This window comes from Streptomyces rishiriensis (assembly GCF_030815485.1).
GTDB lineage: Bacteria > Actinomycetota > Actinomycetes > Streptomycetales > Streptomycetaceae > Streptomyces > Streptomyces rishiriensis_A.
Map to the genome: position 1 here is coordinate 839511 of NZ_JAUSWV010000002.1, position 23701 is coordinate 863211.

General features: G+C 72.7%; 23 protein-coding genes and 2 pseudogenes. 8 read left to right on the forward strand and 17 right to left on the reverse strand.

The window, feature by feature from the left end; translation table 11 throughout:
* The first annotated feature begins 1 nt into the window (after position 1).
* Positions 2 to 604, forward strand: a complete 603-nt coding sequence (locus QF030_RS06105; RefSeq protein WP_307161616.1) for a ClpP family protease — start codon at positions 2 to 4, stop codon at positions 602 to 604.
* A 21-nt stretch (positions 605 to 625) separates the two neighbouring features.
* Here QF030_RS06105 and QF030_RS06110 read toward each other — a convergent pair whose 3' ends face one another.
* Complete coding sequence (locus QF030_RS06110) at positions 626 to 1051, reverse strand: helix-turn-helix domain-containing protein (protein ID WP_307161617.1); 426 nt, start codon at positions 1049 to 1051, stop codon at positions 626 to 628.
* Positions 1052 to 1268: 217 nt separating this feature from the next.
* Here QF030_RS06110 and QF030_RS06115 point away from each other — a divergent pair, with 217 nt between their 5' ends.
* Positions 1269 to 2159: a SigB/SigF/SigG family RNA polymerase sigma factor gene (locus QF030_RS06115; protein WP_307161618.1), complete on the forward strand. Its 891-nt coding sequence runs from the start codon at positions 1269 to 1271 to the stop codon at positions 2157 to 2159.
* A 36-nt stretch (positions 2160 to 2195) separates the two neighbouring features.
* Here the strand turns inward: QF030_RS06115 and QF030_RS06120 are convergent, their stop codons facing one another.
* A complete protein-coding gene (locus tag QF030_RS06120; protein WP_307161619.1) occupies positions 2196 to 2648 on the reverse strand; it encodes an ATP-binding protein in 453 nt (150 codons plus the stop codon).
* A 338-nt stretch (positions 2649 to 2986) separates the two neighbouring features.
* Positions 2987 to 4261 (reverse strand): annotated as a pseudogene (locus tag QF030_RS06125) (DUF6777 domain-containing protein); the annotation flags it as partial.
* Positions 4262 to 4486: 225 nt separating this feature from the next.
* Here QF030_RS06125 and QF030_RS06130 point away from each other — a divergent pair.
* On the forward strand, positions 4487 to 5755 hold the full coding sequence (locus QF030_RS06130; protein ID WP_307161621.1) for a streptophobe family protein: 1269 nt from the start codon (positions 4487 to 4489) through the stop codon (positions 5753 to 5755).
* Positions 5756 to 5882: 127 nt separating this feature from the next.
* On the opposite strand, the gene QF030_RS06135 is transcribed toward QF030_RS06130, so the two are convergent.
* From QF030_RS06135 to QF030_RS06150, 4 genes are read right to left on the reverse strand one after another with little or no spacing between them, the layout of a single operon-like run.
* Positions 5883 to 6869 (reverse strand): serine/threonine-protein kinase, encoded by a 987-nt coding sequence (locus QF030_RS06135; protein WP_307161622.1) that lies wholly within the window; start codon positions 6867 to 6869, stop codon positions 5883 to 5885.
* Complete coding sequence (locus tag QF030_RS06140) at positions 6866 to 7414, reverse strand: hypothetical protein (RefSeq protein ID WP_307161623.1); 549 nt, start codon at positions 7412 to 7414, stop codon at positions 6866 to 6868. Before QF030_RS06140 ends, QF030_RS06135 begins: the two co-directional genes overlap by 4 nt.
* An 8-nt stretch (positions 7415 to 7422) precedes the next feature.
* On the reverse strand, positions 7423 to 9762 hold the full coding sequence (locus tag QF030_RS06145; RefSeq protein WP_307161624.1) for an ABC transporter ATP-binding protein/permease: 2340 nt from the start codon (positions 9760 to 9762) through the stop codon (positions 7423 to 7425).
* 50 nt (positions 9763 to 9812) lie between these two features.
* Positions 9813 to 10223, reverse strand: coding sequence for a hypothetical protein (locus tag QF030_RS06150; RefSeq protein ID WP_307161625.1), 411 nt, complete (start codon positions 10221 to 10223; stop codon positions 9813 to 9815).
* Between the two features lie 308 nt (positions 10224 to 10531).
* Here QF030_RS06150 and QF030_RS06155 point away from each other — a divergent pair, with 308 nt between their 5' ends.
* Complete coding sequence (locus QF030_RS06155) at positions 10532 to 10915, forward strand: nuclear transport factor 2 family protein (protein WP_307167486.1); 384 nt, start codon at positions 10532 to 10534, stop codon at positions 10913 to 10915.
* A gap of 347 nt (positions 10916 to 11262) precedes the next feature.
* Here QF030_RS06155 and mgrA read toward each other — a convergent pair whose 3' ends face one another.
* Entirely contained in the window at positions 11263 to 12255 is a 993-nt protein-coding gene (gene mgrA, locus QF030_RS06165; protein ID WP_307161626.1) for an L-glyceraldehyde 3-phosphate reductase, read from the reverse strand.
* A gap of 110 nt (positions 12256 to 12365) precedes the next feature.
* Between mgrA and QF030_RS06170 the strand changes: the two genes are divergently transcribed.
* Entirely contained in the window at positions 12366 to 13250 is an 885-nt protein-coding gene (locus tag QF030_RS06170) for a LysR substrate-binding domain-containing protein (RefSeq protein WP_307161627.1), read from the forward strand.
* 25 nt (positions 13251 to 13275) lie between these two features.
* A complete protein-coding gene (locus tag QF030_RS06175; RefSeq protein WP_307161628.1) occupies positions 13276 to 13788 on the forward strand; it encodes a mycothiol transferase in 513 nt (170 codons plus the stop codon).
* Here QF030_RS06175 and QF030_RS06180 read toward each other — a convergent pair.
* Positions 13773 to 14840: an adenosine deaminase gene (locus tag QF030_RS06180; RefSeq protein WP_307161629.1), complete on the reverse strand. Its 1068-nt coding sequence runs from the start codon at positions 14838 to 14840 to the stop codon at positions 13773 to 13775. The genes QF030_RS06175 and QF030_RS06180 overlap by 16 nt on opposite strands.
* A gap of 24 nt (positions 14841 to 14864) precedes the next feature.
* Positions 14865 to 15260, reverse strand: coding sequence for a VOC family protein (locus QF030_RS06185; RefSeq protein ID WP_307161630.1), 396 nt, complete (start codon positions 15258 to 15260; stop codon positions 14865 to 14867).
* A gap of 241 nt (positions 15261 to 15501) precedes the next feature.
* Here QF030_RS06185 and QF030_RS06190 point away from each other — a divergent pair, with 241 nt between their 5' ends.
* On the forward strand, positions 15502 to 15960 hold the full coding sequence (locus QF030_RS06190) for a pyridoxamine 5'-phosphate oxidase family protein (RefSeq protein ID WP_307161631.1): 459 nt from the start codon (positions 15502 to 15504) through the stop codon (positions 15958 to 15960).
* Between the two features lie 558 nt (positions 15961 to 16518).
* On the opposite strand, the gene QF030_RS06195 is transcribed toward QF030_RS06190, so the two are convergent.
* From QF030_RS06195 to QF030_RS06225, 7 genes and pseudogenes are all read right to left on the reverse strand, one after another.
* A complete protein-coding gene (locus QF030_RS06195) occupies positions 16519 to 17439 on the reverse strand; it encodes an aldo/keto reductase (protein ID WP_307161632.1) in 921 nt (306 codons plus the stop codon).
* A 52-nt stretch (positions 17440 to 17491) separates the two neighbouring features.
* Entirely contained in the window at positions 17492 to 18358 is an 867-nt protein-coding gene (locus QF030_RS06200; protein WP_307161633.1) for a hypothetical protein, read from the reverse strand.
* Positions 18355 to 18921, reverse strand: coding sequence for a sigma-70 family RNA polymerase sigma factor (locus QF030_RS06205; protein ID WP_307161634.1), 567 nt, complete (start codon positions 18919 to 18921; stop codon positions 18355 to 18357). The genes QF030_RS06200 and QF030_RS06205 overlap by 4 nt, the downstream gene beginning before the upstream one ends.
* Positions 18918 to 19082 carry a hypothetical protein gene (locus QF030_RS06210; protein WP_159051450.1) on the reverse strand — a complete coding sequence of 55 codons (165 nt, stop codon included), beginning with the start codon at positions 19080 to 19082 and terminating at the stop codon, positions 18918 to 18920. The genes QF030_RS06205 and QF030_RS06210 overlap by 4 nt, the downstream gene beginning before the upstream one ends.
* A gap of 265 nt (positions 19083 to 19347) precedes the next feature.
* The gene (locus tag QF030_RS06215) at positions 19348 to 20673 is read right to left on the reverse strand and encodes an aldehyde dehydrogenase family protein (protein ID WP_307161635.1); all 1326 of its coding nucleotides are present in this window, start codon (positions 20671 to 20673) and stop codon (positions 19348 to 19350) included.
* Positions 20674 to 20851: 178 nt separating this feature from the next.
* Positions 20852 to 22052, reverse strand: a pseudogene (locus tag QF030_RS06220) (RNA polymerase sigma factor).
* On the reverse strand, positions 22052 to 22402 hold the full coding sequence (locus QF030_RS06225; protein ID WP_307167487.1) for a YciI family protein: 351 nt from the start codon (positions 22400 to 22402) through the stop codon (positions 22052 to 22054). Before QF030_RS06225 ends, QF030_RS06220 begins: the two are co-directional and overlap by 1 nt.
* A gap of 98 nt (positions 22403 to 22500) precedes the next feature.
* Between QF030_RS06225 and QF030_RS06230 the strand changes: the two genes are divergently transcribed.
* Positions 22501 to 23529, forward strand: coding sequence for an acyl-CoA dehydrogenase family protein (locus QF030_RS06230; protein WP_307161636.1), 1029 nt, complete (start codon positions 22501 to 22503; stop codon positions 23527 to 23529).
* Positions 23530 to 23701 lie beyond the last annotated feature (172 nt).

The following is a 23701-nucleotide window of genomic DNA, read 5'->3' on the forward strand; positions in this document are numbered from 1 at the left end:
CATGGGGACCTACACGATTCCGAACGTGGTCGAGCGGACCCCGCAGGGCGAGCGGTCCTACGACGTGTTCAGCCGGCTGCTGTCGGAGCGGATCATCTTCATCGGCACCGAGATCGACGACGGCGTCGCCAACGTCGTCATCGCGCAGCTCCTCCATCTGGAGTCGGCGTCACCGGACAGCGAGATCTCGATCTACCTCAACTCCCCCGGTGGCTCGTTCACCTCGCTGATGGCGATCTACGACACGATGACGTTCGTCCAGGCGCCGATCGCGACACTGTGCGTCGGACAGGCGGCGTCGACGGCGGCCGTGCTGCTGGCGGGCGGGGACCCCGGCCGGCGGCTCGTCCTGGAGCACGCGCGCGTGCTGCTCGGCCAGCCGGCCAGCGGCGGCCGCCAGGGCACCGTCTCGGACCTCACGCTCCAGGCCAAGGAGATGGTCCGCATCCGCGCCCAGGTGGAGGAGGTGCTGGCCCGCCACACCCGCCACGACATCGCGACCCTGCGCACGGACATGGACCGCGACAAGGTGTTCACCGCGCAGGAGGCGGTGGCGTACGGCCTGGCCGACGAGGTGCTGAGCCGGCGTCCCGCGCTGGTGTGAGACGCCGGCCCGCGCGGCTCGTCAGGCGGCCAGGCAGAGGCCGTCGTACGACGACGACGTGGCCGTACGGCTCCGTGCCGAGGACCGGCTGCTGAGCCGGACCAGCTCTCCCTGCGCCCGCGCCAGCAGGTCGCCCAGGCTCAGACCGAGGGCGTGGGCGGCGGCCGCGAGGACCTCCGAGGAGGCTTCCTTGCGGCCGCGCTCCACCTCCGAGAGATACGGCATGGAGATACGCGCCGAGTCGGCGACGTCCTTGAGCGTGCGTTCCTGGACCTGGCGCTCTCGGCGCAGGACATCCCCGACCAGGTCCCGCCACAGGGGCTCGCGGGGGGCAGGCCGGGGAACCTGTGCGGGAGCGGTGGGAGAGACGGTGGCAGCGATGCCCGGGCGCTCGGCAGGCGGGCGCAGCGGGATCACGCGGGCTCGGTTCGGCGCTTGGTTGCTCACCTCCCCAGCCTAGGAAAACGGGCCGCCCGCGGAAGGGCGGGGCGTTGCGCCCTCGGTGGAATCACGTGACGGAAAAGCGTTGCGATCGTGCGCGTCCGTATGCATGGGTTCCGCCGTACGGGGTAGTCGCCCCGGGAGCGGGTCTGCGCACCGGTGCTCGCTCACGGAGCGAGCACAGCAGACGTCGAACCGTGACCTTCCTGGGAGGGGCGAGGCAATGGACACCGCCGTGATCCGGTCAGCGGCCGAGGCCGTCGAGGACACCGCCATGGCCGTCGGCACGGCCGGCGCCCAGCTCCCGGGCATCGAGGCACCGCGCAGCGTGGCTCCGCGGGACGCACGGGAGCTGTCCCGTCAGTTCTTCCAGCGGCTGGCCGTGCTCGAGGAGGGGACCCACGAGTACCAGTACGCCCGCAACACCCTCATCGAGATGAACATGTCCCTGGTGCGGTTCGCGGCCGGCCGGTTCCGCGGCCGCGGGGACGACATGGAGGACATCGTCCAGACCGGGATGATCGGCCTGATCAAGGCCATCGACCGGTTCGAGGTCTCCCGCGAGGTGGAGTTCACCTCGTTCGCGCTGCCGTACATCGTCGGTGAGATCAAGCGCTTCTTCCGTGACACGACGTGGGCGGTGCACGTCCCGCGCCGGCTGCAGGAGCTGCGCGTCGAGCTGGCCAAGGCGCGTGACGAACTCTCCAGCCGACTGGACCGGGACCCGTCCGTGCCCGAACTGGCCACGCTGATGAACCTGGCGGAGAGCCAGGTGGTCGAGGCGCAGATCGCCGCCAACGGCTACAACTCCTCCTCGCTCGACGCGGCGCTCACCGGGGACGGTCCGGAGTACGGCGAGGCCGTCCTCGCGGACTTCATCGGCGTGGAGGAAGAGGGCCTGCGGCTCGTCGAGGACTTCCATTCGCTCGCCCCGCTGATGGCCGAGCTCAGCGACCGCGACCGGCAGATCATCCATATGCGGTTCGTGGAGGAAGCCACCCAGGCGGAGATCGGCGAGCGGCTCGGCTGCTCGCAGATGCACGTGTCCCGCCTGATCAAGCGGATCATCGCGCGACTGCGCCACGGGATGCTGGACGAGCTGGGCTGCGCCTGACCGCCGCGGGGCCCGGGGGCGTGCGCCCCCGCGGTCCTAGGGTCCGAAGGTGAGCACGGCCCGCACCCGCTTGCCGACCGGCACCCGCTCGGCGGTGACCTCGGCCGCCACCGCGTGCACGATCTCCAGACCGTGCCGGCCGATGCGCTCGGGGTCCTTCGGGAACCGCAGGGGCAGTGCGTCGCTGCTGTCGTAGACGCAGACCGTGACCGACAACTCCGTACCCTCCAGGTCGAGGATGTACGGCCCGTTGCTGTGCCGGTCGGCGTTGGTGATCAGCTCGCTGACCACCAGCAACACGTCACCGATGGCCCGGTCGCCGATCGTGGCGCACCACTCTGTCCTGAGCTGGTCGACGAAGTGCGCGGCGAAGGCGCGGGCGTCGGCTATGCAGCCGGGCTCACCGGTGTAGTGCGCCGCTCGCCGCAGCGGTTCCACGGGTACGTCGAAACCAGTAGGTATCACTGCCCCGTCCAGGTACTCGATCATGCGTTTCTTCCTCGAAGGCCGGAAATGGCCGGACGCCGCTGGGTGTGCATCTGTGCTCGTACCCCGTGCCGCGCCACACAGTCCAGGTCAGTTTTTTCTCCTTTCCGGGGCCGCCGCCGGATGCTTCACACGGCGGTCGAGCCGGCCGCCGGGCCGGGGGCCGGAGAGCCGACGCCGGAGGAAACCGCCGAGGTCGGCGGCGAATGGCTCGTACCCTCGCCGGTCAGCGGAAGTCGCGGCGGCGAGGAGGAGCTGCCGGAGCCGCCGGACCCGCTCATGGGTTCGGACGGTGAGGTCGGCTGCGACTCGGCGCCCGGTGAGTCGGGCGCCAGGTGCTGCGACGACCGGGACTCGGAGGGCGGGGACTCGGACGACGGGGACTCGGACGTCTGGGGTGCGAACCTTCTCGACTCCGCGCTCGACGAGGGCGAGGACGGCGGCTCCGACGACGGCGGTTCCGACGACGGCGGCGGTTCCGAGGACGGGGACGACGTGGACGACCCGGAGGAGAGCGGCAGCGGGCAGCCCGGCGGCCGGTCGGCGGGCGGCGAGACGCACGACGGGGGCGTCCGCGGACCGTCGCTCCTCGGCGCGCTCGGCGTGCTGACCGTGATGGACGGCGTGAGCTTCGCCGGCGGGCGGGTCGGCCGGTCCTGAGAAGGCCTGTCGCCCGGTCGGCGGGCGAACCAGTGATGGTCGTGTGCGGGGTCGTAGAGCACGAACACGTCGATCACGGTCACCGACGGCTTGACCACCACGGTGGTCGCGGGACTGTACGCGGGCCACGGGTCGCCGGTCCGCTTGAATCCGGCCCGCTGGGCGAGCGGCGGGGTCAGCGGGTTGCCGCAGGCGCACCGCACCCGCGGCACGCCGTGCCGGTCGACCAGGACGGCGGTCCCGGCCTGGAGGACGGCCTGGTAGGTGGTGGCGGCGCCGTCGCGGTATCCGTGGTTGGTGACGCGGGTGTCCAGACGCAGCTGCACGGGGGTGAGGGAGCGCAGGTGGGCCGGGACCCCGGAGGGGGCGACGCCGGCCACGGAGGCGAACGCCCTGTTCTTGGCGGGATCCGCCCGGAGGGCCTTGATCTGCCGCTCGACATCACAGCTCGAGACGTTGCGGGTGCCGCCGTACAGTCCTGCGTCCCCGCCGTCGACACCGGGGACGGTGTCCGTGGGCGGGGAGGAGCCCGACGGCGCGACGGAGGCCGGCGGGAAGGAACTGTCGGTGGTGGGGGGTTCCGTGTAGGGCTCCGGGCCCGTCTTGCCGGCCGGTTGCAGGAAGACCTCGCCGACCTGGCCGGAGCCGCCTCCGCCGGATCCGCTGCCGCCTCCGTTCCCCAGGGCGAGCACCAGGGCCAGCGCCGTCACGGCCACCACCGCCGTGGTGATCAGCGCGATCCGGGCCACGGACCACCGGCCCCGGCGCGGTTCCCCGTCGCCGCCCTCCGGTGAGCCGGCGCCGGACGGCTGGGAGGGCGGGCCCGAGGGAGGTGAGGAGGGCGGACCCGAAGGCGGACCGGAGGGCGGTGGGGAGGGCGGGCCGGAAGGCGGACCCGACAGCGGGCCGGAGGGCGGGCCCGTGGGGCGGCCGGAAGACGGCGGTTCGTCGCTCACGAGCACTCCCGACGTGGGTTTCCCGCAGCGCTTCCGCGGAGGGCCCGAGAAGTCCGGCCCGGGCCGGGCGGGCCCCGGCAGGCCCCGGCAAGGGCGACTTGCCGGATGAGCGCCGCTTTCTTCCGCAACGCACCATTGTGTGCGCCGGTCGGGCACGGCTCGCAAGCGGGGCGCGGACGGCCCTCCCGACAGGCGCGCTCTCCTGGCGCTGCTTAGCGTGGCGGGGTGAGCGCGCACACCCCGCACGACCAGGCAGTTCCCCGCCACGGCTGGGTGCGGGCGTTCGTCGTGGCACTGGCGGGCCTGCTCTCCATGGGCGTGGTGGCCGCGCTGGGGCTGTGGGCGGCCGGAGCCGGGGACCTGCCGCAGGGCGCCTTCCCCCGGGTGATCGCGGCGACCGTGGTGACGAGCGTCGGCGGCACCGTCGAGATCACCGGCGACGCCGGTGGGCTCGCCGACACCCGGGCCGGTCTGACGGTGATCCCGCTGTCCGTCACCCTCGTCGGGGCGCTCGTGGTGGGCGCCGGATTCCTGCGGCCGCTGCGCCACCGGGCGGTGGCGGGAGCGGCGGAACTGGCCGGATGGGCGGCCCGGATCGCCGTGGTGTGGCTTCTCGGCCTCCTCGGCTGGTCCCTGGCCGCACGGCAGACCTTCGCCATTCCGCTCGGTGACGACACGCTGAGCGACCTGGGCGAACTGTTCGACGTCAGCCCCGAGGCCGGCTTCACGACGGACGTCCCCGTCACGCTCCTCGTCGGGCTCGTGTGGCTGGCGGGTGTGCTGGTGCTGGCGCTGCTGGTCTCGCCCGGGGCTCCGTTGCCGCCACGGCTGCTGCGTCTGCACCGGTCGGTGCGGCCGGCCGCCCACGCGATGGTCCTGCTGCTGCTCTGCTGTGTCGTCCTGGGCCTCGTCGTCGCGCTCGTCGTCGCGGCCGGCCGGGGGCACGCCGCCGAGACCTCGGCCGTGATCCTGCTCGGTCTGCCCAATCTGGTGTGGCTCGCGTTCACGATCGGGCTGGGCGCCACCTGGAACGGCCGGGTCGAGGGTCCGTTCGGGCTGCCGATGCCGCGGGTGCTGGACGAGGTGCTGCGCGGCCCGGACGACGCCCGGCTGAATCTCGCCACCCTCGCCGAGCACGACAGCCGCGTGTGGTGGCTCGTGGCCGTGGACGCGGCCCTGCTGTCGGTGGCCGCGTTCGTGATGGCGGCCCACTCCCCCGCCGGGACGCGCGCCTGGCGGCACGCGGTGCGTATGGCGGTGGCCCTGGTGCTCACGGTGCTGATGATCTGTCTGGTGGGCCGGATCTCGGCTCATTACGGCCTTTCCGTGCTCGGCATCGGCGACCTGGGCGGCGACCTGTCCGGGGAGCTGTACCTGCGTCCCGAGGTGTGGCCGGCGCTGGGTCTCGCCGCGCTGTGGGGGCTGGCCGCCGGTTTCCTGGGCGGGCTGCTGGCCGGGGTGGCGCGCCGCCGGGGCGGGGCGGGGCGCCGCTGACAGCGGTGGCGAATTCCTCGGATCCCCGGGACCCCTCGGCCCCCGGGACGCCTCGGCCCCCGGGGCCCCTCGACCACCGGCATCCCTCCGATCACCAGGGCCGCCCAGGTCGCTCGTGGCCTTCCGGTCACTCGGGACCGAGCGGGTGGAAGACCGGCCGTGCCCAGCTCGGAGGCTGGGGCGGCGAAGCCGGCGCGCCGGCCGCCAGTTCCGTCGGCGGATGAGCGAGCCCGATGCCGCCGCCCGCCGCCGGCCTCAGCCCGGCGACGAAGGCGCCGCAGGTGGGGTGGCGTGCCTCGGGAGTCTTGGCGAGGGCCCGGGCGAACACCGCGTCCAGGTACGGGGGCAGGTCGGGGCGGACCTCCGTCAGCGGGGGCGGATCGGCGTTCTGGTGGGCCCAGAGCAGGGCCACGTCGTCGTCGCGCAGGAAGGGCGGACGGCCCGCGAGGCACTCGTAGACCACGCAGGCGAGGCCGTAGACGTCGCAGCGGCCGTCGACCGGTTGCCCGGAGATCTGCTCGGGGGCGACGTAGTCGAGGGTGCCGACGAACTGGCCCACCGAGGTGAAGCCGGTCAGGGAGAGCGACTTCTTCGTCAGGCCGAAGTCGGTGAGGTAGACGTGCTCGGGATGGTCACTGTCGGTGCCCCGGGCGACGAGGACGTTGCCGGGTTTGACGTCCCGGTGGACCAGCCCGTGCTCATGGGCTGCGTCCAGCGCGGAGGCGACCTGCGCGGCGATGCGGACGGCGGTCGCCGGGGGCAGCGGACCCTCCCGGTCGAGGAGGTGGCGCAGATCGCTCCCCTCGACGTACCGCATGGCGATGTACAGGACGCCGTCCGTCTCGTCCGCCTCGAAGACGGGCACGATGTGCGGGTGGTCGATGGCGGCCGCCACCCGCGACTCATGGGTGAAGCGCTTGCGGAACACGTCGTTGCGGGCCAGCTCCGGGGCGAGCAGTTTGAGCGCGACGGTCCGGTCCAGCCGCAGGTCGTGGGCGCGGTACACGACGGCCATGCCGCCGCGTCCGATCTCGCTCTCGACGCGGTACCCGGCGATGCGCCGGCCGACCAGCTCGGAGGGCCGGCCGGAGAAGGGGGTCGTTCCGCGGGTCATCCCGCTCCCCGGTCGGGGTTCACGATGCGGGTGGCGGTGTGGCCACGATCCTCCGCCGCGTCCGGCGCCCGGTCGGTCGCGTAGGTGCTGAGTCGGGTGCCGTCGCCGTACAGCCAGCGCTCTCGCGCCGGGTCGTACAGCCACACGTCCTCGCCGTCGACGACCACGCCGATCCGCAGACCGCGGGTGCGGCGCCGGAAGGACTCGCCGTCGAGGCCGGCGTCGGCCAGTTCCTCCACCGCCGCCCGGTACCGGGCGAGCGCCCGCTCGGCCCGGCCGAGGAGCGGGCGCGGGTCGGCGGCGGTCGCGAGCGGGGCGTCGGAACGGGGCGGGTCCTGGGGTACGGCGACCAGATAGCGGGCGTCGACCCAGGCCGACCAGCCGTTGGAGCACAGGACGCGCCCCCAGTCGCCGCGTCGCTCCTCCAGCCGTACGGGCAGCAGCGGATCGAGGGGAACGGTGGGGCGGGCCGGGTCGGGGGCCTCCCAGGCGGGCATGCCGTGCTGAGGGACCACGTGGGTGGGCCGGAATCCGGGCGTCGTCATGGGCCGCCCTACTTCCGCATCACGGCGGGTTCGTGCCGGCGCAGCAGCCGGGAGACGAGGATTCCGCAGAGCGCCGAGAGCACGACGAGCATGCCCACGTCGAGCAACCACACGGCCGCCGCGTGCTCGAACAGCGGATCGGCGGTGATCTCCCCGGGCACGATCCCGGCCAGCCCGATGGTGCCGGCCATCGCGCCGAGCGCCCACCGCGCGGGCACCAGCCACGACAGCTGTTCCAGACCGGGCACGCCGTCCAGGGTCAGCAGCGCCCCGCAGAAGACGACCTGGACGATGGCGAGCAGGACGAGCAGCGGCATCGTCACCTCCTCCTTGTGGACCAGCGCCGAGATCAGCAGGCCGAGCATCATCGCCGTGAAGGCGAGCAGGGCCACGGCGACCGTGATCTCGACCAGGGGCGGCATCAGGACGCCCTCGCCTCCGGGGGCGTTGAGGTCGACGCCGAGCAGGGCGACCAGGGTGAGCACCACCGCCTGTACGACGGTCACCGTGCCGAGGACGACGACCTTGGACATCAGGTACGCCGATCTGGACAGGCCGACGGCGCGTTCGCGCTGGTAGATCACGCGTTCCTTGACGAGTTCGCGCACGGCGTTGGCCGCTCCGGTGAGGACACCGCCGACGCACAGGATGAGCAGCACGTTCATCGCGTGCTCCCGGTCGAGCTCGCCGCCGGACAGGGCGCGGGCCATGGCGCCCATGACGAACGGAAGCGCGATCATGATCGCGAGGAAGGTGCGGTCGGCGGCGAGCGCGGTCGCGTAGCGGCGGACCAGGGTGCCGAGCTGGGCGCGTCTGCTGCGGGGCCGGGGCGGCGGCAGCATGATCACCGGGCCGGAGCGGGGCAGCCGGGGCTGTTCGCTGTCGTTGACGACGTACTGCCGCCGGAACGGCGAGTCGCGGTACTCCCCCGCCCAGTCCCGGTCCTGATCACGGTCGAAGGCCTCGAAGGCCTCCGGCCACTGTTCGAAACCGAAGAAGGCGAGGGCGTCCTCGGGCGGTCCGTAGTAGGCGACCCTGCCGCCCGGCGCGAGCACCAGCAGCCGGTCGCAGACGTCGAGGCTGAGGACGCTGTGCGTGACGACGATGACGGTACGGCCGTCGTCGGCGAGGCCGCGCAGCATGTGCATCACCGAGCGGTCCATGCCCGGGTCGAGGCCCGAGGTCGGCTCGTCCAGGAAGAGCAGCGAGGGCTTGGTCAGCAGTTCCAGGGCCACGCTGACGCGCTTGCGCTGGCCGCCGGAGAGGCTGTGCACGGGCTGGTCGGCGCGCTGTTCGAGGCCGAGTTCGCGGATGACCTCCGCGACCCGATCACGGCGCTCGGTCTTGGCGGTGTCCTGCGGGAAGCGCAGCTCGGCGGCGTAGGCCAGCGCGCTGCGCACGGTCAGCTGGGCGTGCAGGATGTCGTCCTGCGGGACCAGTCCGATGCGCTGGCGCAGCTCGGCGTAGTCGCGGTAGAGGTCGCGGCCGTCGTACACGACCGTGCCGTGACCGGCGGGACGCTGGCCGGTGAGGGCGCCCAGCAGCGTGGACTTGCCGGCGCCGCTGGGGCCGACGACCGCGAGCAGGCACTTCTCCCCCACCGGGAAGGACACGTGGTCGAGCAGCACCTTGCGGCCCCGGTCCACGGCGACCGTCAGGTCCTGTACGTCGAGGGAGACCTCGCCGGTGTCGACGTACTCCTGGAGCTGATCGCCGACGAGGCAGAAGTCCGAGTGCCCGATGCCGACGATGTCGCCGGGGTCGAGCGGAGCCCGGGTGACGGGCAGCCCGTTGAGGTAGGTCCCGTTGTGGCTGCCGAGGTCGACGATCTCGTGGCCGCCCCCGGGCAGCGCGCGCAGCTCCGCGTGCCGGCGCGAGACGACGAGGTCGTCGACGACGAGGTCGTTGTCGGCGGCCCGGCCGATGCGGACGGTGCGCGAAGGCAGCGGCCGCACGGTGGTGGGCTCCCGGAAGGTGCCCGTCACGCCGGGCATGGAGACCGCCGACGGACGTTGCGCCACAGGCGGGGGACGGCCCGAGAGGACCAGGTACGGGCCGTCGTCCGGGCTGCCGATGCGGATCACGCTGCCGGGTCCGACGCACCGCTCGCGGACGCGCAGGCCGTCGGTGTACGTGCCGTTGGTGCTGTGTTCGTCGGCGAGGGTCCAGTGGTCGCCGTCGGGCCGGAGCACCGCGTGGTGCCAGGAGACGCGGGTGTCGTCGACGACGATGTCGCTGAGCGGGTCCCGTCCGATGCGGTAGTCGTGGCCCGGGATCAGCACGCTGGAGCCCGTCTCGGTCTCCAGCACGAGTTCGGGCGCGGTCGAGGAGACCGGTCGCTCCACCATGCCCGAATTCTATCGATTCGCACCCTCGTGTGCCCAATGGGCGGCCGGGCTCAGCCGACGGGCAGGAAGAGCGCCGGGACGGTCCGCTGCATCCGCAGCGCGTCGACGGATTCGGCGAGCAGCTCGTACTCGGTGGTCTCGTCACTGATCGCGATCCGCACCAGCCGGCCACCCGCCAACTCGTCGGCGACCAGCTCCTGCCGGCCCGTGTCGGCACACCAGGCCCGCAGCAGTTCGGGTACGTCCGGCACATTGTCGGCGACGGGGACCAGGGCGCCCTGCGGGATGTGCTCGCTCTCGGGCCGCGGATCCAGCCGTTCGGCCATCCAGGAGGCGCGGTCCCGCAGCCACCACAGGGCGAGCGCCAGTGTCGGGGCACGATAGGTGCCGAGCGGTACGCCGATCCGCCGGCCGTCGCAGACGCCGTATGCGGTGACATGGCACAGGAATTCGTCGTGCACGTTTCTCTCCCCCGGTGCTCGCCGGCCGGTCGTGCCTCGCTTTCCGTGCGGCTCCTGTGGGGTGAACTGCCCCTGACCTTCGAGTATGTTCACTACTGAAACACTGTCACCATGACTTTCCGGCCAGTCTCTTGGCATATTCCGTGCCGTTCATGGCCGAAATGCTGCGAGCACCGGAGTCCGTCGTCATTACCCGCGAGGTAATCGACCCGGGCGGCGGGTGCGGGGAAGCTGGTCACACCGGATCGGCGAATACCGAAATCCGGGTCCTGACCAGTATCGATGACCTCATTGGAGGCCGATTCACGATGTCCGCCCACACCGACCGTCACGAGAATGCCGTCGCCCGCTACTTCGAGGCCTGGAACGCACGTGACCCCGAGGCTTTGGCCAAGGCTGTTACGGCCGCATGGGCCGCGGACGGACGTTATACCGACCCGCTGGCCGACGTCCGGGGTCACGAGCAGATCGCGGCGGTGATCGCGGCGGCACACGCCCGGTTCCCGGGCTTCGCCTTCCGGCTCGCCGGTGCCGTGGACGGGCACCACGACACGGCCCGATTCTCCTGGGAGCTGGTGAGCGAGGCCGACGGTTCGGCGCCGGTGGCCGGATCGGACGTCATCACTGTGGACGGGCAGGACCGGATCACCGCCGTCCTCGGATTCCTCGACCGGGTGCCCGCCGGAGCCTGAGGCCGCCCGGCGACGAATTCCTCGGCTCGCGGTGATCTGCCCCATGGAGATCACCACGAGCGGAGGACGTCACAGGCACAACCGGAACCATGAACGCCGAATTCACCGACGTATCGCGCGGGAGTCCGGCAAAAGGCGGCCGGACGTATGCCGTCCGGCCGGAGTGCGTCGAATTCCTCGGTACGCGCGGACCGGCCAAGATCCGCGGAACGGCCGACGGGCACGCGTTCCGGAGTTCGTTCACGGCCCCCGGGAACGGCACCCACGAACTTCCGTCGATGCCGAACTCCGCAAGGCGCTCGGAAAGCGTGAGGGCGATTCGGCGACCGTACGCCTGAAGGAACGGCTCAGCCGTTGATCACCGCGTCGATCCGGGTCAGCTCCTCCGCGTCGAAGTCCAGGTGGGCGAGGGCGCCGACGCTGTCCTCGATCTGCCGGGCGCTGCTCGCGCCCACCAGCGCGGAGGTCACCCGCCCCCCGCGCAGCACCCAGGCCAGCGCCAGCTGGGCGAGGGACTGGCCGCGGGACCTGGCGATGTCGTCGAGGGCGCGCAGCTTGCCGGTGAGCTCCTCGGTGACCGCCTCGGAGTTCAGGAACGGGCTGTCGCTCGCCGCCCGCGAGTCCTCCGGGATGCCGTTCAGATAGCGGCCGGTCAGCAGTCCCTGCTCCAGCGGTGAGAACACGATCGACCCGACCTGGAGCTCGTCCAGGGCGTCGAGCAGGCCCTCGCTCTCGGGGCGGCGGTCGAGCATCGAGTAGCGCGGCTGGTGGATCAGCAGCGGGGTGCCCAGCTCACCGAGGATGCGGGCGGCCTCGCGGGTCTGCTCCGCCGAGTAGTTGGAGACGCCGACGTAGAGCGCCTTGCCCTGCTGGACGGCGGTGTGCAGGGCGCCCATCGTCTCCTCGAGGGGAGTCTCCGGGTCGGGGCGGTGCGAGTAGAAGATGTCGACGTAGTCCAGGCCCATCCGGGTCAGGCTCTGGTCGAGCGAGGACAGCAGGTACTTGCGCGAGCCCCATTCGCCGTACGGGCCCGGCCACATCAGGTAGCCGGCCTTGGTGGAGACGACCAGCTCGTCGCGGTACGGCGCGAAGTCCGCCTTCAGCGCCTCACCCAGCGCGGACTCGGCGGCACCGGGCGGCGGCCCGTAGTTGTTGGCCAGGTCGAAGTGGGTGATGCCGAGGTCGAAGGCGCGGCGCAGGATGGCGCGCTGCGTCTCGACCGGGCGGTCCGGGCCGAAGTTGTGCCACAGTCCGAGCGACAGCGCGGGGAGCTTCAGGCCGCTGCGTCCGGTGCGCCGGTAGGGCATGTCGGCGTAGCGGTCGGGGTGTGCGGTGTACAACGCGACTCCAAGAAGATCGGTTTCAGGAACCGCTACCCACTCTGGCGCGACCTGCGGGTAGTGGTCCAACAGAAGAATCCGATGGAATTGTGCGGCTACGCTTCTCAATCATGGAACTGCGCCACCTCCAGCACTTCGTCGCGGTCGCCGAGGACCAGCACTTCACCCGGGCCGCCGAACGCCTGATGGTCTCCCAGTCGGGCCTGTCGGCGTCGATCCGGGCTCTGGAGCGGGAACTGCGCGCTCCGCTGTTCGTCCGCACCACCCGCCGGGTCACGCTGACGGAGGCGGGCCGGGCGCTGCTGGCCGAGGCCGAGCGGATCCTGGCGCAGGTGCGGGCGGCCCACGAGGCGGTGGCGGCCGTGCAGGGCGTGGTGCGCGGCACCCTCTCCGTGGGCACCGAGCAGTGCATCGCCGGGGTGCATGTGGCGGGGCTGCTGGCGGCGTTCCGGCGGCGTCATCCGGATGTGGAGATCCGGCTGCGGCAGACCGGCTCGGGCGCGCTCGGCGAGGAGGTCGCGGCCGGCCGGCTCGACCTGGCCTTCGCCTACCGGACCCAGGCGGACAGCGACCAGCTCCGCTGCGCCCGGCTGGCCACCGAGCCGATGTACGTGCTGTGCCATCCCGACCACCGGCTCGCCGGGGCGTCGGCGGCGCTGACGCCGGAGGACGTCGCGGGCGAGGTGTTCGTCGACTTCCACCCCGACTGGGGCCCGCGCCGCGCCACCGACGCCGCGTTCGCCGAGGCGGGGGTGCGGCGCACGGTCGCCCTGGAGGTCAACGACGTGCACAGTCTCCTGGACCTGGTGGACGAGAACCTCGGCGTGGCCGTCGTACCGCGCCACTTCCGGCACAAGCGGGAGGCGCTCACCGCGCTGCCCCTCAGGGGCACCGGCGAGGCGGTGTACGAGACGGTCGCGCTGCTGCCCCCCGCGCGCTCGACCAGCCCGGCGGCCCGGGCGCTGATGGCCCTGCTGGAAACGGGGAGCGGGTGAACGCGGACTGCGCGATGGTGGATGCATGCATGCCAAGGACATCCTCATCGACGGGTACCAACGCATCCGGGAAGAGGTCCACGCCGCCGTCAAGGGCCTGGACCCCGACGATCTGAACGCCCGGCCCGCCGACGGGTCGAACTCCATCTCCTGGCTCGTCTGGCATCTCACCCGCGTCCAGGACGACCATCTCGCCGACGCCTTCGGACGCGACCAGGTGTGGCCGGCCCAGGACTGGGAGAAGCGGTTCGGCCTCGACCTGCCGCGCCAGGACACGGGGTACGGGCACAGCGACGCGCAGGTCGCGAAGGTGCGGGTCTCCGACGGCGGCCTGCTGACCGGGTACTACGACGCGGTGCACGCGCAGAGCATGGAGGCCCTGCGCGCGCTGACGGCGACCGACCTGGAGCGCGTCGTGGACGAGCGCTGGGATCCGCCCGTCACCCTGGGCGTACGGCTGGTCAGCGTGCTGTCCGACGACCTCCAGCACGTCGGACAGGCCGCCTATGTCCGCGGACTGCTTCAGAGCGCGGCGTAACCCGGAAGGACGACGTCCTCGATGAGGGCCTTGCGCTCGTCGAACGGCAGGAACGCGCTCTTGAGGGCGTTCACCGTGACGGTGCGCAGGTCCTCGACGGTCCAGCCGGCCTCCTGGACGAGCAGCGACATCTCGCGGGTCATCGTCGTGCCGGAGACCAGCCGGTTGTCGGTGTTGAGGGTGACGCGGAAGCCGAGGTCCTTCAGCGCGGTGATCGGGTGCTCGGCGATGGAGCGGGCCGCGCCGGTCTGCAGGTTGGAGGTCGGGCACATCTCCAGGGCCACCCGGCGGTCGCGCACCCAGCCCGCGAGCCGGCCGAGCTTGCCGTCCACGATGTCGTCGGTGATGCGCACGCCGTGCCCGATGCGCTGGGCGCCGCAGACCTGGAGGGCCTGGTGGATGCTGGGCAGGCCGTGGGCCTCGCCGGCGTGGATGGTGAAGGGGACGCTCTCGCGGCGCAGGTGCTCGAAGGCGGCGAGGTGGTCGGCGGGCGGGAAGCCGTCCTCGGCTCCGGCGATGTCGAAGCCGACGACACCGGCGTCCCGGAAGGCGACCGCGAGGTCGGCGGCCTCGCGCACGCGGTCGAACATCCGCATGCCGCAGAGCAGCGTGCCGACCCGGACCGGCGTCCCGGCCGCTGCCGCCTTCGCCATTCCGGCCGCGAGGCCCTCCTGGACCGTCTCCACGACCTCGGCGAGGGTGAGCCCGCCGTTGACGTTCAGCTCCGGGGCGTAGCGGACCTCGCCGTAGACGACTCCGTCGGCCGCCAGGTCGAGCACGTACTCCTCCGCGGTGCGCAGGAGTCCCTCGCGGGTCTGCATGACGGCGAGGGTGTGCTCGAAGGTGGCTATGTAGCGCACGAGGTCGCCCGAGTTGGCGGCCTCGAAGTACCAGGCGGCGAGTTCGTCGGGGTCGGTGGTGGGCAGGGTGTGGCCGACCGCGTCCGCGAGCTCGACGACGGTGGCGGGGCGCAGGCCGCCGTCGAGGTGGTCGTGCAGAACGGCCTTGGGGAGGCGGCGCAGGGTGTCGGTGTCGATGGGGGACGCGGTCATGAGTGTGTGTTCCTCGGGTGGTTCTCAGGTGGTGGCGGGCTGGAGCAGGTCCCAGCGGTTTCCGTACAGGTCCTGGAAGACGGCGACGGAGCCGTAGGCCTCGTGGCGGGGCTCCTCCAGGAAGGTCACCCCGGCGGCGAGCATGCGGGCGTGGTCGCCGGCGAAGTCCTCGGTGTGCAGGAAGAACCCGACGCGGCCGCCGGTCTGGTCGCCGATCCGGGCGCGCTGGGCGTCGCCCCTGGCCCGGGCGAGCAGCAGCCCGACGCCGTCCTGGCGGTCCCCCGGCCGCACGACGACCCAGCGGGCGCCGTCGGGGCGGGGTTCGTCCTCGACGAGCCGGAATCCGAGCGCCTCGGTGTAGAAGCGGATCGCCTCGTCGTAGTCGTCGACGACAAGTGTGACCAGGGCGATGCGACTCATCGTGGCCTTTCGGAGAGCGTGCGGGAGGCTGCCGGGAGGGGCGATTGACGGGAGAGGTTATACGTAAAACGTTCCGCGCGCCAGTCGCCTCCGCGGCGGCGTCCAGAGGGGGCCTGCCGTCGGCATCAGGCGGATCACGTCGTGCGTCGCGGGGTGTGGCAGGCCTAGGTCGCGGGCCCGAGGCAGGGTCGGGACCGTGGCCCGAGGCGGGAGAGGCCTCGCCGTCGCTACCGTCCCGGGCATGAAGATCACGGAGCCGCCCCGCACCCCCGAGCGGCGCAAGCGGGAGCTGCTGGACCGGCTCGAACGCGAAGTCGACATCTGGGTCGCCACGGCGGACCGGGAGGCGCTGCCCTGCCTCGTCGCGCTGTGGTTCGTCTGGGACGGCGAGCACCTGTGGCTGTCCACCCGCCTCACCAACCCCACCGGCCGCAACCTCCGGGACGGCGGCCGGGCCCGCCTGGCCTTCGGGGACACGCGGGACGTGGTTCTCGTCGACGGCGAGGTCGAGACGTACACGCGGGAGGAGGTACCGCGGGAGGCCGCCTCGGCGTTCCTGGCGAAGACGGGCTGGGATCCGGGCCGGGACAGCGCGTCGTACGCCTACTTCCGGGTGCGGCCGGTCGCGGTGCAGGCGTGGCGCGAGGAGCACGAGCTGCCTGGACGGCATCTCATGCGGGACGGGGTGTGGGTCGGGTAGACGACGCCGCCCGGATCCCGCCGCCGGACGCCGTTTACGGGAGCCCGGCCAGGCGGCGACGCCGGGCCCTCTGTCTGCGTGCGGCGACGCGCCGGGCCCGCCGGACCACCCGGACCACCCGGACCACCCGGACCACCCGGACCACCCGGACCACCCGGACCACCCGGACCACCCGGACCACCTGAGCCATTGACTCCGGCCGCACCGTCAAACCCGCCCGGCCCGTCGAATCCGACCGAACCGTGTAACCCAGCCGACCCCCGCAACCCCAGGCGAACCGTCGAACCCAGCGGACTCCCGAACCCCAGCCGACCCGTGGAACCCGGCCGACCTCACAACCCCAGGCGAACTGTCGAACCCAGCCGACTCCAGACCCCAGCGGACCCGTCGAACCCGGCCGACCCCACAACCCCAGCCGACCCGTCGAACCCAGGCCGACCCCACAACCCCAGCCGACCCGTCGAACCCAGGCCGACCCCACAACCCCAGCCGACCCGTCGAACCCAGCCGACCTATCGCATCCGGCCGACCCGTCGAACCAGTCGGCCCGTCGCCAGATCAGTTCTCCGGTGTTCCACCGGCGCCGCGGTGGGCGGCGTTCAGGTCTTCCAGTTCCCCGGCCGTGAGGCGCAGCGCGCCCGCGGCCACGTTCTCCGCGAGATGGCCGGGGTCTCCGGTGCCCGGGATGGCCAGCACGTGCGGCCCCCGGGCGAGGGTCCAGGCGAGGCGGACCGCGGCGGGGGACGTGCCGTGGTCGCGGGCGACGGCGAAGACCGCCTCGTCGTGGGCGGTGGAGGCGCCCTGGGCTCCGCCGTCGCCCGCGATGGCGAAGAACGGCACGAAGGCGACGCCCTGTTCGCCGCAGACGCGCAGGAGTTCCTCGGTCCGCGGGGCTCGGTGGCCGAGGCCGTAGCGGTTCTGCACGCTGACGACGGGGGCGATGGCCTGCGCCTCGGCGAGATGGCGGGGTTCGACGTCGGAGATGCCGAGGTGACGGACGAGTCCGGCGGTGCGCAGTTCGGCGAGGGCGCCGAAGTGCTCGGCGATCGACTCCTGGCGCATCCGGCGCAGGTACACCAGGTCGAGGTGGTCGCGGCCGAGCTGGCGCAGGTTCTCCTCCACGTGGCCGCGCAGGTCCTCAGGACGGGCCGAGACGCCCCACTCCCCCGACCAGTCGCGGAAGGGGCCGACCTTGGTGGCGATGAGCAGGTCGTCCGGGTACGGGGAGAGCGCGCTGTTGATCAGCTCGTTGGCGGAGCGGAGGGCGGAGAAGTAGAAGGCGGCGGTGTCGATGTGGTTGACGCCGAGTTCGATCGCCCTGCGCAGGACGGCGATCGAACGGCCGCGGTCGCTCGGCGTGCCGAGGTGGAAGGCCGCGCTGCCGGTCAGCCGCATCGCGCCGAAGCCGATGCGGCCGACCGTCAGGTCGCCGATGTCCCAGGTTCCCGCGGCGTCCGCGGTGATCGTTCCGGAGGTCATCAGGGCAGTCTCGCACGCGCGGCGCCTGGGCTCGGCCGGGAGACGCCGGCCCTCAACAGGCGACCGTCTCCTCGCACTTGCGCAGTGCCTCCTGGACGTCGCGGCTCCAGTGCCGGGCCGTACGCGGGGTGGCCGAGGACACGGTGTGCACGGCCGGCTCCCGGCGTTCCGGCAGCGCGCCGGACCTGGCACCCCGGCGGCCTTCGGCGGCCGGGGTGCCATGGGCGACGACCTCCTCCACGATCTCGGCCAGATCGCCGTCGGGGAGCGGGAGTTCGAGATCGTCGTCGACGAAGCCGACCACGGCCGGCACGTACTCCACCAGCGCCCGCAACGCCCTGGGCAGTCCTCTCCCGCCGCGCCGCAGACCGCTGAGCACGTGCAGCGCCGTGGCGATCTCCAGTTCGGTGGCCTCCCGGCTCAGTGTGGCGGGGGTGATCTCCGTGTGGCGCAGCCACCAGTCGGCCTCCTCGTCCTCCCCCAGCGAGCGGTGGTGGAGGTAGAGGCAGTACGAGGAGACGGTGTCCGAGGCTCCGGCGCCGTACTGCCACCAGAAGCGGGCGCTGTCCTCGCAGTCGGCCAGGTACAGGAGGCTGCCGAGGATCCGTGCGCCGGAGGGCTCGGGCAGGGAGCTGCCGAGGAAGTTGCCCAGACCCTCGAGCGCCCCGGTACGGGTCAGCAGCGCCTCGCAGAGCGCCCTGAGGTCCCGGGCCGCGGGGTGCACCCGCGGGGGCCTGCGAGCCGCCGCGGCGCGCTGCGGGCACACCCGCGCCGCGGGCTCGTCGGGGCCGCCCGCCGCGACCCGGGCGGCGATCCGGGCCTCGGCGGCCTCGATGTCCGAGCGGGTGCAGGGGGCCGTGGGCACGAGGCGCGCCCCGGCCAGCAGTGTGTCGATGTCGCTCACGGTGTCGAAGGTCATGACCGCTCCGCCTCCTCCTCGGCGCACGATGTGTAGATCTCCCGCAGCCGGCGTTTGGCATAGCGTTCGGTGGAGCGCACCCCGGCCTCGGTGATCCCCAGCTGGAACGCCACCTCGGCGGTGCTGTAACCCTCGCAGTAGCGCAGCCGGATGACGTCCCGCTGACGCTCGGGGAGGGCGGAGATCGCCCGGAACAGCCGCAGGTTCTGCTCGATCACCTCGAAGGCGTCCTCGGCGCCCTGGAGGGTGACCGTCTCGAAGACGGCCGTGTCCATCAGCGTGGCCCGCCGGCCACGGGCCCGGGCGTGGTCGACGACGCGGTTCTTCATCACCCGCCAGGCGTAGGCGGCGGGGTTCTCGGCGCTCAGTATCCGGGGCCACTGCCGGGCGAGTTGGACGAACGCCTCGTCCACGGCCTCCTCGGCGTCCGCGCGGCAGCGCAGACAGCGCTCGGCCTCGCGGACGTAGCGCGGCCGGTGCATCTGGTGGAAGGCGCTGAAGTCCAGGGGCAGTTTCTCCGGCGCCCGCGGGTTGCCCGCGGGTCGCAGCTCCTCCTGGGTCACCGATCGCCTCCCGGGAGCCGGTGGTCCATCTCCCGGACGCCCACCCGCACGAGTGCGGCGACGGACCGGCGCGCGAGGGTGAGGACGCCGGGCCCGAAGACCCGCAGGGCTAGCACGGACAACGCCACGTCGCGGGCGAGCTGTTCGAACTGGTCGTTCACGGACCCTTCGGTCCTTCCGCTGGCTGTGCGGGGCTCAGGGACCCCGGAAGGCATCGGTCACACCTTCTGCCTCCACGGCGTCCGGCGGTGCCGATTCGTGCACTCCGGATTCGAAAGTCCGACGGAATTGGCCGTTTCGGACTACGGACCGTGCCATTCCGGGCTAACACCCGTCCCCTGAAGGCCGCTTGGTGGGCTACTTCCGCTCGATCACGTCCGTTTTCGCCCGCCCGTGGCCGCTGCCGCCCCCCGCGCCTCGCGTCGCTCAGCGCAGCGGCTTCTCCAGTACCGCCTTGCGGTGACTGAACGTCTCGAGGGAGTAGCGGCCGTGGTAGTTGCCCATGCCGCTCCCGCCCACCCCGCCGAACGGCAGGTCGGAGACGGTGAGATGGGCGAGCGGCAGTCCGTGGCCGAGACCCCCGGAGGAGGTTTCGGCGGCGATGCGGGCCCGGGTGTCACCGGACTCGGAGAAGACGTACAGGGCGAGCGGCTTGTCGCGGTCGTTGATGAAGCCGATCGCCTCGTCCACGCCGTCGACGGTGACGATCGGCAGGACCGGACCGAAGATCTCCTCCTGCATCACGGGCGACCGCGGGTCGACGTCGGCGAGGACGGTGGGTGCGAGGTACTTGTCCGTACGGTCGTTGCCGCCGCCGACCACGATCCGCCCCGAGTCGAGCAGCGCCACGAGCCGGTCGAAGTGGCGTTCGTTGATGATGCGGCCGTAGGCGGCGGAGGCCTGCGGGTCGGTCCCGTAGAGCGTCTCGACCGCGCGGGCCAGCAGGGGTTCGAGGGCGGCGGCCGTCTCCGGGTCGGTGAGGACGTAGTCGGGGGCGACGCAGGTCTGGCCGGCGTTGAGGAACTTGCCGCGGGCCAGCCGGTCGGCGACGACGGAGAGATCGGCGTCGCGGTCGACGAACGCCGGGGACTTGCCGCCGAGTTCGAGCGTGACGGGGGTGAGGTGCTCGGCGGCGGCACGCAGGACGACGCGTCCGACGGCGCCGTTGCCGGTGTAGAAGATGTGGTCGAAGCGCTCGGCCAGCAGGGCGGTGGTCTCCGGGATCCCGCCCTCGACGACGGCGACCGCGTCGGTGTCGAGGTACTCCGGCAGCAGGCGGGCCAGCGCGGCGGAGGTCGCGGGCGCGAGCTCGCTGGGCTTGACGACCACCGCGTTGCCGGCGGCGAGGGCGCCGACCAGCGGGGCGAGCAGGAGCTGCGCGGGGTAGTTCCAGGGGGCGATGACGAGGACCACACCGAGCGGGTCGTACTGCGTCCACGCCGTGGCGTCGGCTCCGAGATGGGCCGGGACCGGGGCGGACTCGGGGCGCAGCCACTCGTCCAGGTGATCGAGGGTGTGGTCGATCTCCCGGACCGTGAAGTCGATCTCGGTGCGGTACGCCTCGGCCGAACTCTTGCCCAGGTCGGCATGGAGAGCGTCGGCCAGGTCGGCGCCCCGCTCCGTGAGCAGCTCGCGCAGGCGGCGCAGCTGCTCCGTGCGCCGTCCGACGGGCTTGGTGCGGCCGGTGCGGAACGTGGCGCGCAGCCGGGCCACGACGTCGGCGGGCTGCTCGGGGGTGGCGGCGGTGGTCACGGTGCCTCGCTGGGGTGCGGGGGCCTTGCGGCCCTGTGGTCTCGGTCTCGGGGCGAGCGGTCGGCTGCTCGTGCCGGGTGCGAGCGATCGGTTCGTCCGGTGCGTTCCCGGGGCGGGCCGACAGCTCGATGTATATGCCAACCTTTCAGGCGCCAAAATACATTCCCGGGAACGGCGACTACCCGGCGACGTCCCCGGCTAGTGCGCGCCTGCGCCTGTCGAGGAAGGCTCGTTCCGCCGGGTTCTCGCTCAGCGCGAGGGCCGCCTCGTAGGCTCCCGCGGCCTCGGTGCGCCGGTCGAGGCGGCGCAGCAGGTCGGCACGGACCGCGTGCCAGACGTGGTAGCCGTGGAGGTCCAGCGCGTCGACGAGGCCGAGCGCCCGGCCCGGGCCTTCCGTCTCCGCCACGGCGACGGCCCGGTTCAGCGCGACGACCGGGCTCGGGGCGCACTCCATGAGCTGGTCGTACAGGCGCAGGATCTGCCGCCAGTCGGTGTCGGCGGCGGTCGGCGCGTCGCTGTGGACGGCCTGGATCGCGGCCTGGATCTGGTACGGGCCGGGCCGGTCGCGGCGCAGACAACCACGGACCAGCGACTGCCCCTCGGTCACCAGGTCCCGGTCCCAGCGTCCGCGGTCCTGCTCGGGCAGCGGTACGAGTGTGCCGTCGGCGCCCCTCCCGCGCGCTGCGCCGGGAGTGGACGAGCAGCATCAGCGCCAGCAGTCCGGTGACCTCGGGCTCGTCCGGCATCAGCTCGGCCAGGAGCCGGCCGAGTCGCAGGGCCTCGGCGCACAGGCCCGGGTCGCCCCCGTACCCCTCGTTGAAGATCAGGTAGACGACGGCGAGCACGCCCTCGAGCCGGTCGGGCAGGTCGGCGTCGCGTGGCACGCGGTACGGGATGCGCGCGTCCCGGATCTTCGCCTTGGCGCGGACCAGCCGCTGGGCCATGGTCGGCTCGGGGACGAGGAAGGCGCGGGCGAGCCGAGCGGTGCTGAGTCCGCCGAGGAGCCGCAGCGTGAGGGCGACCTGCGCCTGCGGCGCCAGCGCGGGGTGGCAGCAGGTGAAGATCAGTCGGAGCCGGTCGTCGCGCACGGGTCCCTCCTCCACGGGCGGCTCGGCGGCGTACAGCCGGACGGCCTCGGCGTGCCGGGCGTCCCTGGTGGACTCCCGGCGCAGCCGGTCGACGGCCCGGTTGCGGGCGGTGGTGATGATCCAGCCGGCCGGGCTCGGCGGCACACCGGTCCGCGGCCAGCGCCCGACGGCCGTGGTGAAGGCGTCCTGGACCGCTTCCTCGGCGAGGTCGATGTCACCGAGGAGGCGGACCAGGACGGCGACGGCCCGGCCGTACTCCGCGCGGAACACGGCTTCGACATCGAGGGGCATCAGGCCTCGCCCATGAAGGGGCGCACCTCGATGGGGAGGGTGGTGGCCCAGGTCGCCCGTCGGCCCCAGTGCAGGGCCGCGTCCAGGTCCGGCGCCTTGATCAGGCAGATCCCGCCGAGGTACTCCTTGCCCTCGGCGTACGGCCCGTCGGTGACGAGCACGTCGCCGCCGTCCGGCCGCAGCACGGTGGCCGTCTCGGGCCCGTGCAGCCCCCCGGCGAACACCCAGGCGTCGGCCTCGCGCAGCTCGTGGTGGAAGGTCTCGAGGTTGCGGCCGATCTCCGCCATGCCCTCGGCCGACGGGGGCTCGCCCTCGCTGGGCGTGATCACGCTGAGCAGGTAGTACTTCATGACGTCCTCCATGCGGTCGGGCCGTTCTGTCACCTCCTACACGAACGACGGTGCCCCGGATCGACACCCCGCGCCGCCGAACGGGAAGAATCCCGCCCATGACCGCACCGCATCCCCTCGTCACCCGCGCCCGCCGCCTCGCGGACGACCTCCTCGCTCCGCACGCCGAACAGGTGGACCAGGGCGAGGTGCCCAGGAGCCACCTCGCGGAGATCCGGCGCTCGGGCCTGCTCGGGCTGAACGCGCCGCAGGAGTACGGCGGGGCCGCGGCACCCGGTGCGGTGATGCGCGAGACGACGGAGATCCTGGCCGGGGCGTGCTGCTCGACCTGGTTCGTGCAGGCGCAGCACCACACCCCGGTGCTGACGCTGGCCAGGAACGAGGGCCCGGTGCGCGAGCGCCTGCTGGGCCCGCTGGCGAGCGGTGCATTGCTGTCGGGCGTCGCGTACGCGCATCTGCGGGCGTATCCGCGCGTCCCCGTCCGGGTCACCCGGGAGCAGTCCGGCTGGCGCTTCGACGGGACGGTCCCCTGGTACACGGGGTGGGGCCTGAACGATGTGCTGCTGCTCGCCGGGGTCACCGACGGCGGCGAGGTGCTGTTCGCCTTCACCGAGGCCCGGGAGCAGCCGGGTCTGCGCTCCTCGGCCCCCCTGCGTCTCGCCGCCCTCACCGCGGCCCGCACGGTCTCCCTGGAACTGGACGGCCTGTGGCTCCCGGAGGACGCGGTCGCGCTGCGCATGCCGCACGAACGCTGGTCGGCCGCGGACCGCCTCAGGACGGTGAACGCCAACCCGGCGGTCTTCGGTCTCGCGGAGGCGGCCCTGGCCCTGCTGGACGAGGACACGGCGGGCCCGCTGCGCACCCGTCTCACGACGGTCCGCACCCAGGCCTACGCCCTCGCCGACGGTCCGGCGCCCCATGAGCACCTGGCGGACCGCCTGGCCCTGCGGACACAGGCCCACGAGGTGATGCGGACCGCTACCACGGCAGCGGTGGTCGCCGGCGGCGGCCGCTCCATGCTGCTGACGAACAGGGCCCAGCGCCTGGCGCGGGAAGCCCTGTTCCTCATGGTCCAGGCCCAGACGCGGGAGTCACGGACGGCTCACCTCGACGCCCTGACGGGCTGACCGGCAGGCGGGCTCACCGGCAGGCGGGCTCACCGGCAGGCGGAGCACGCCCGCGATCCGGTTCACCGGCCCGCCGGTGAGGATGCCCTGCGCCGGGGCGAGGGCGCCGGGAAGGATGCTCCCCGGCGCCTCGTGTCTCCGTGCCGGGGCATACGCGTGCATCTGGTCCACG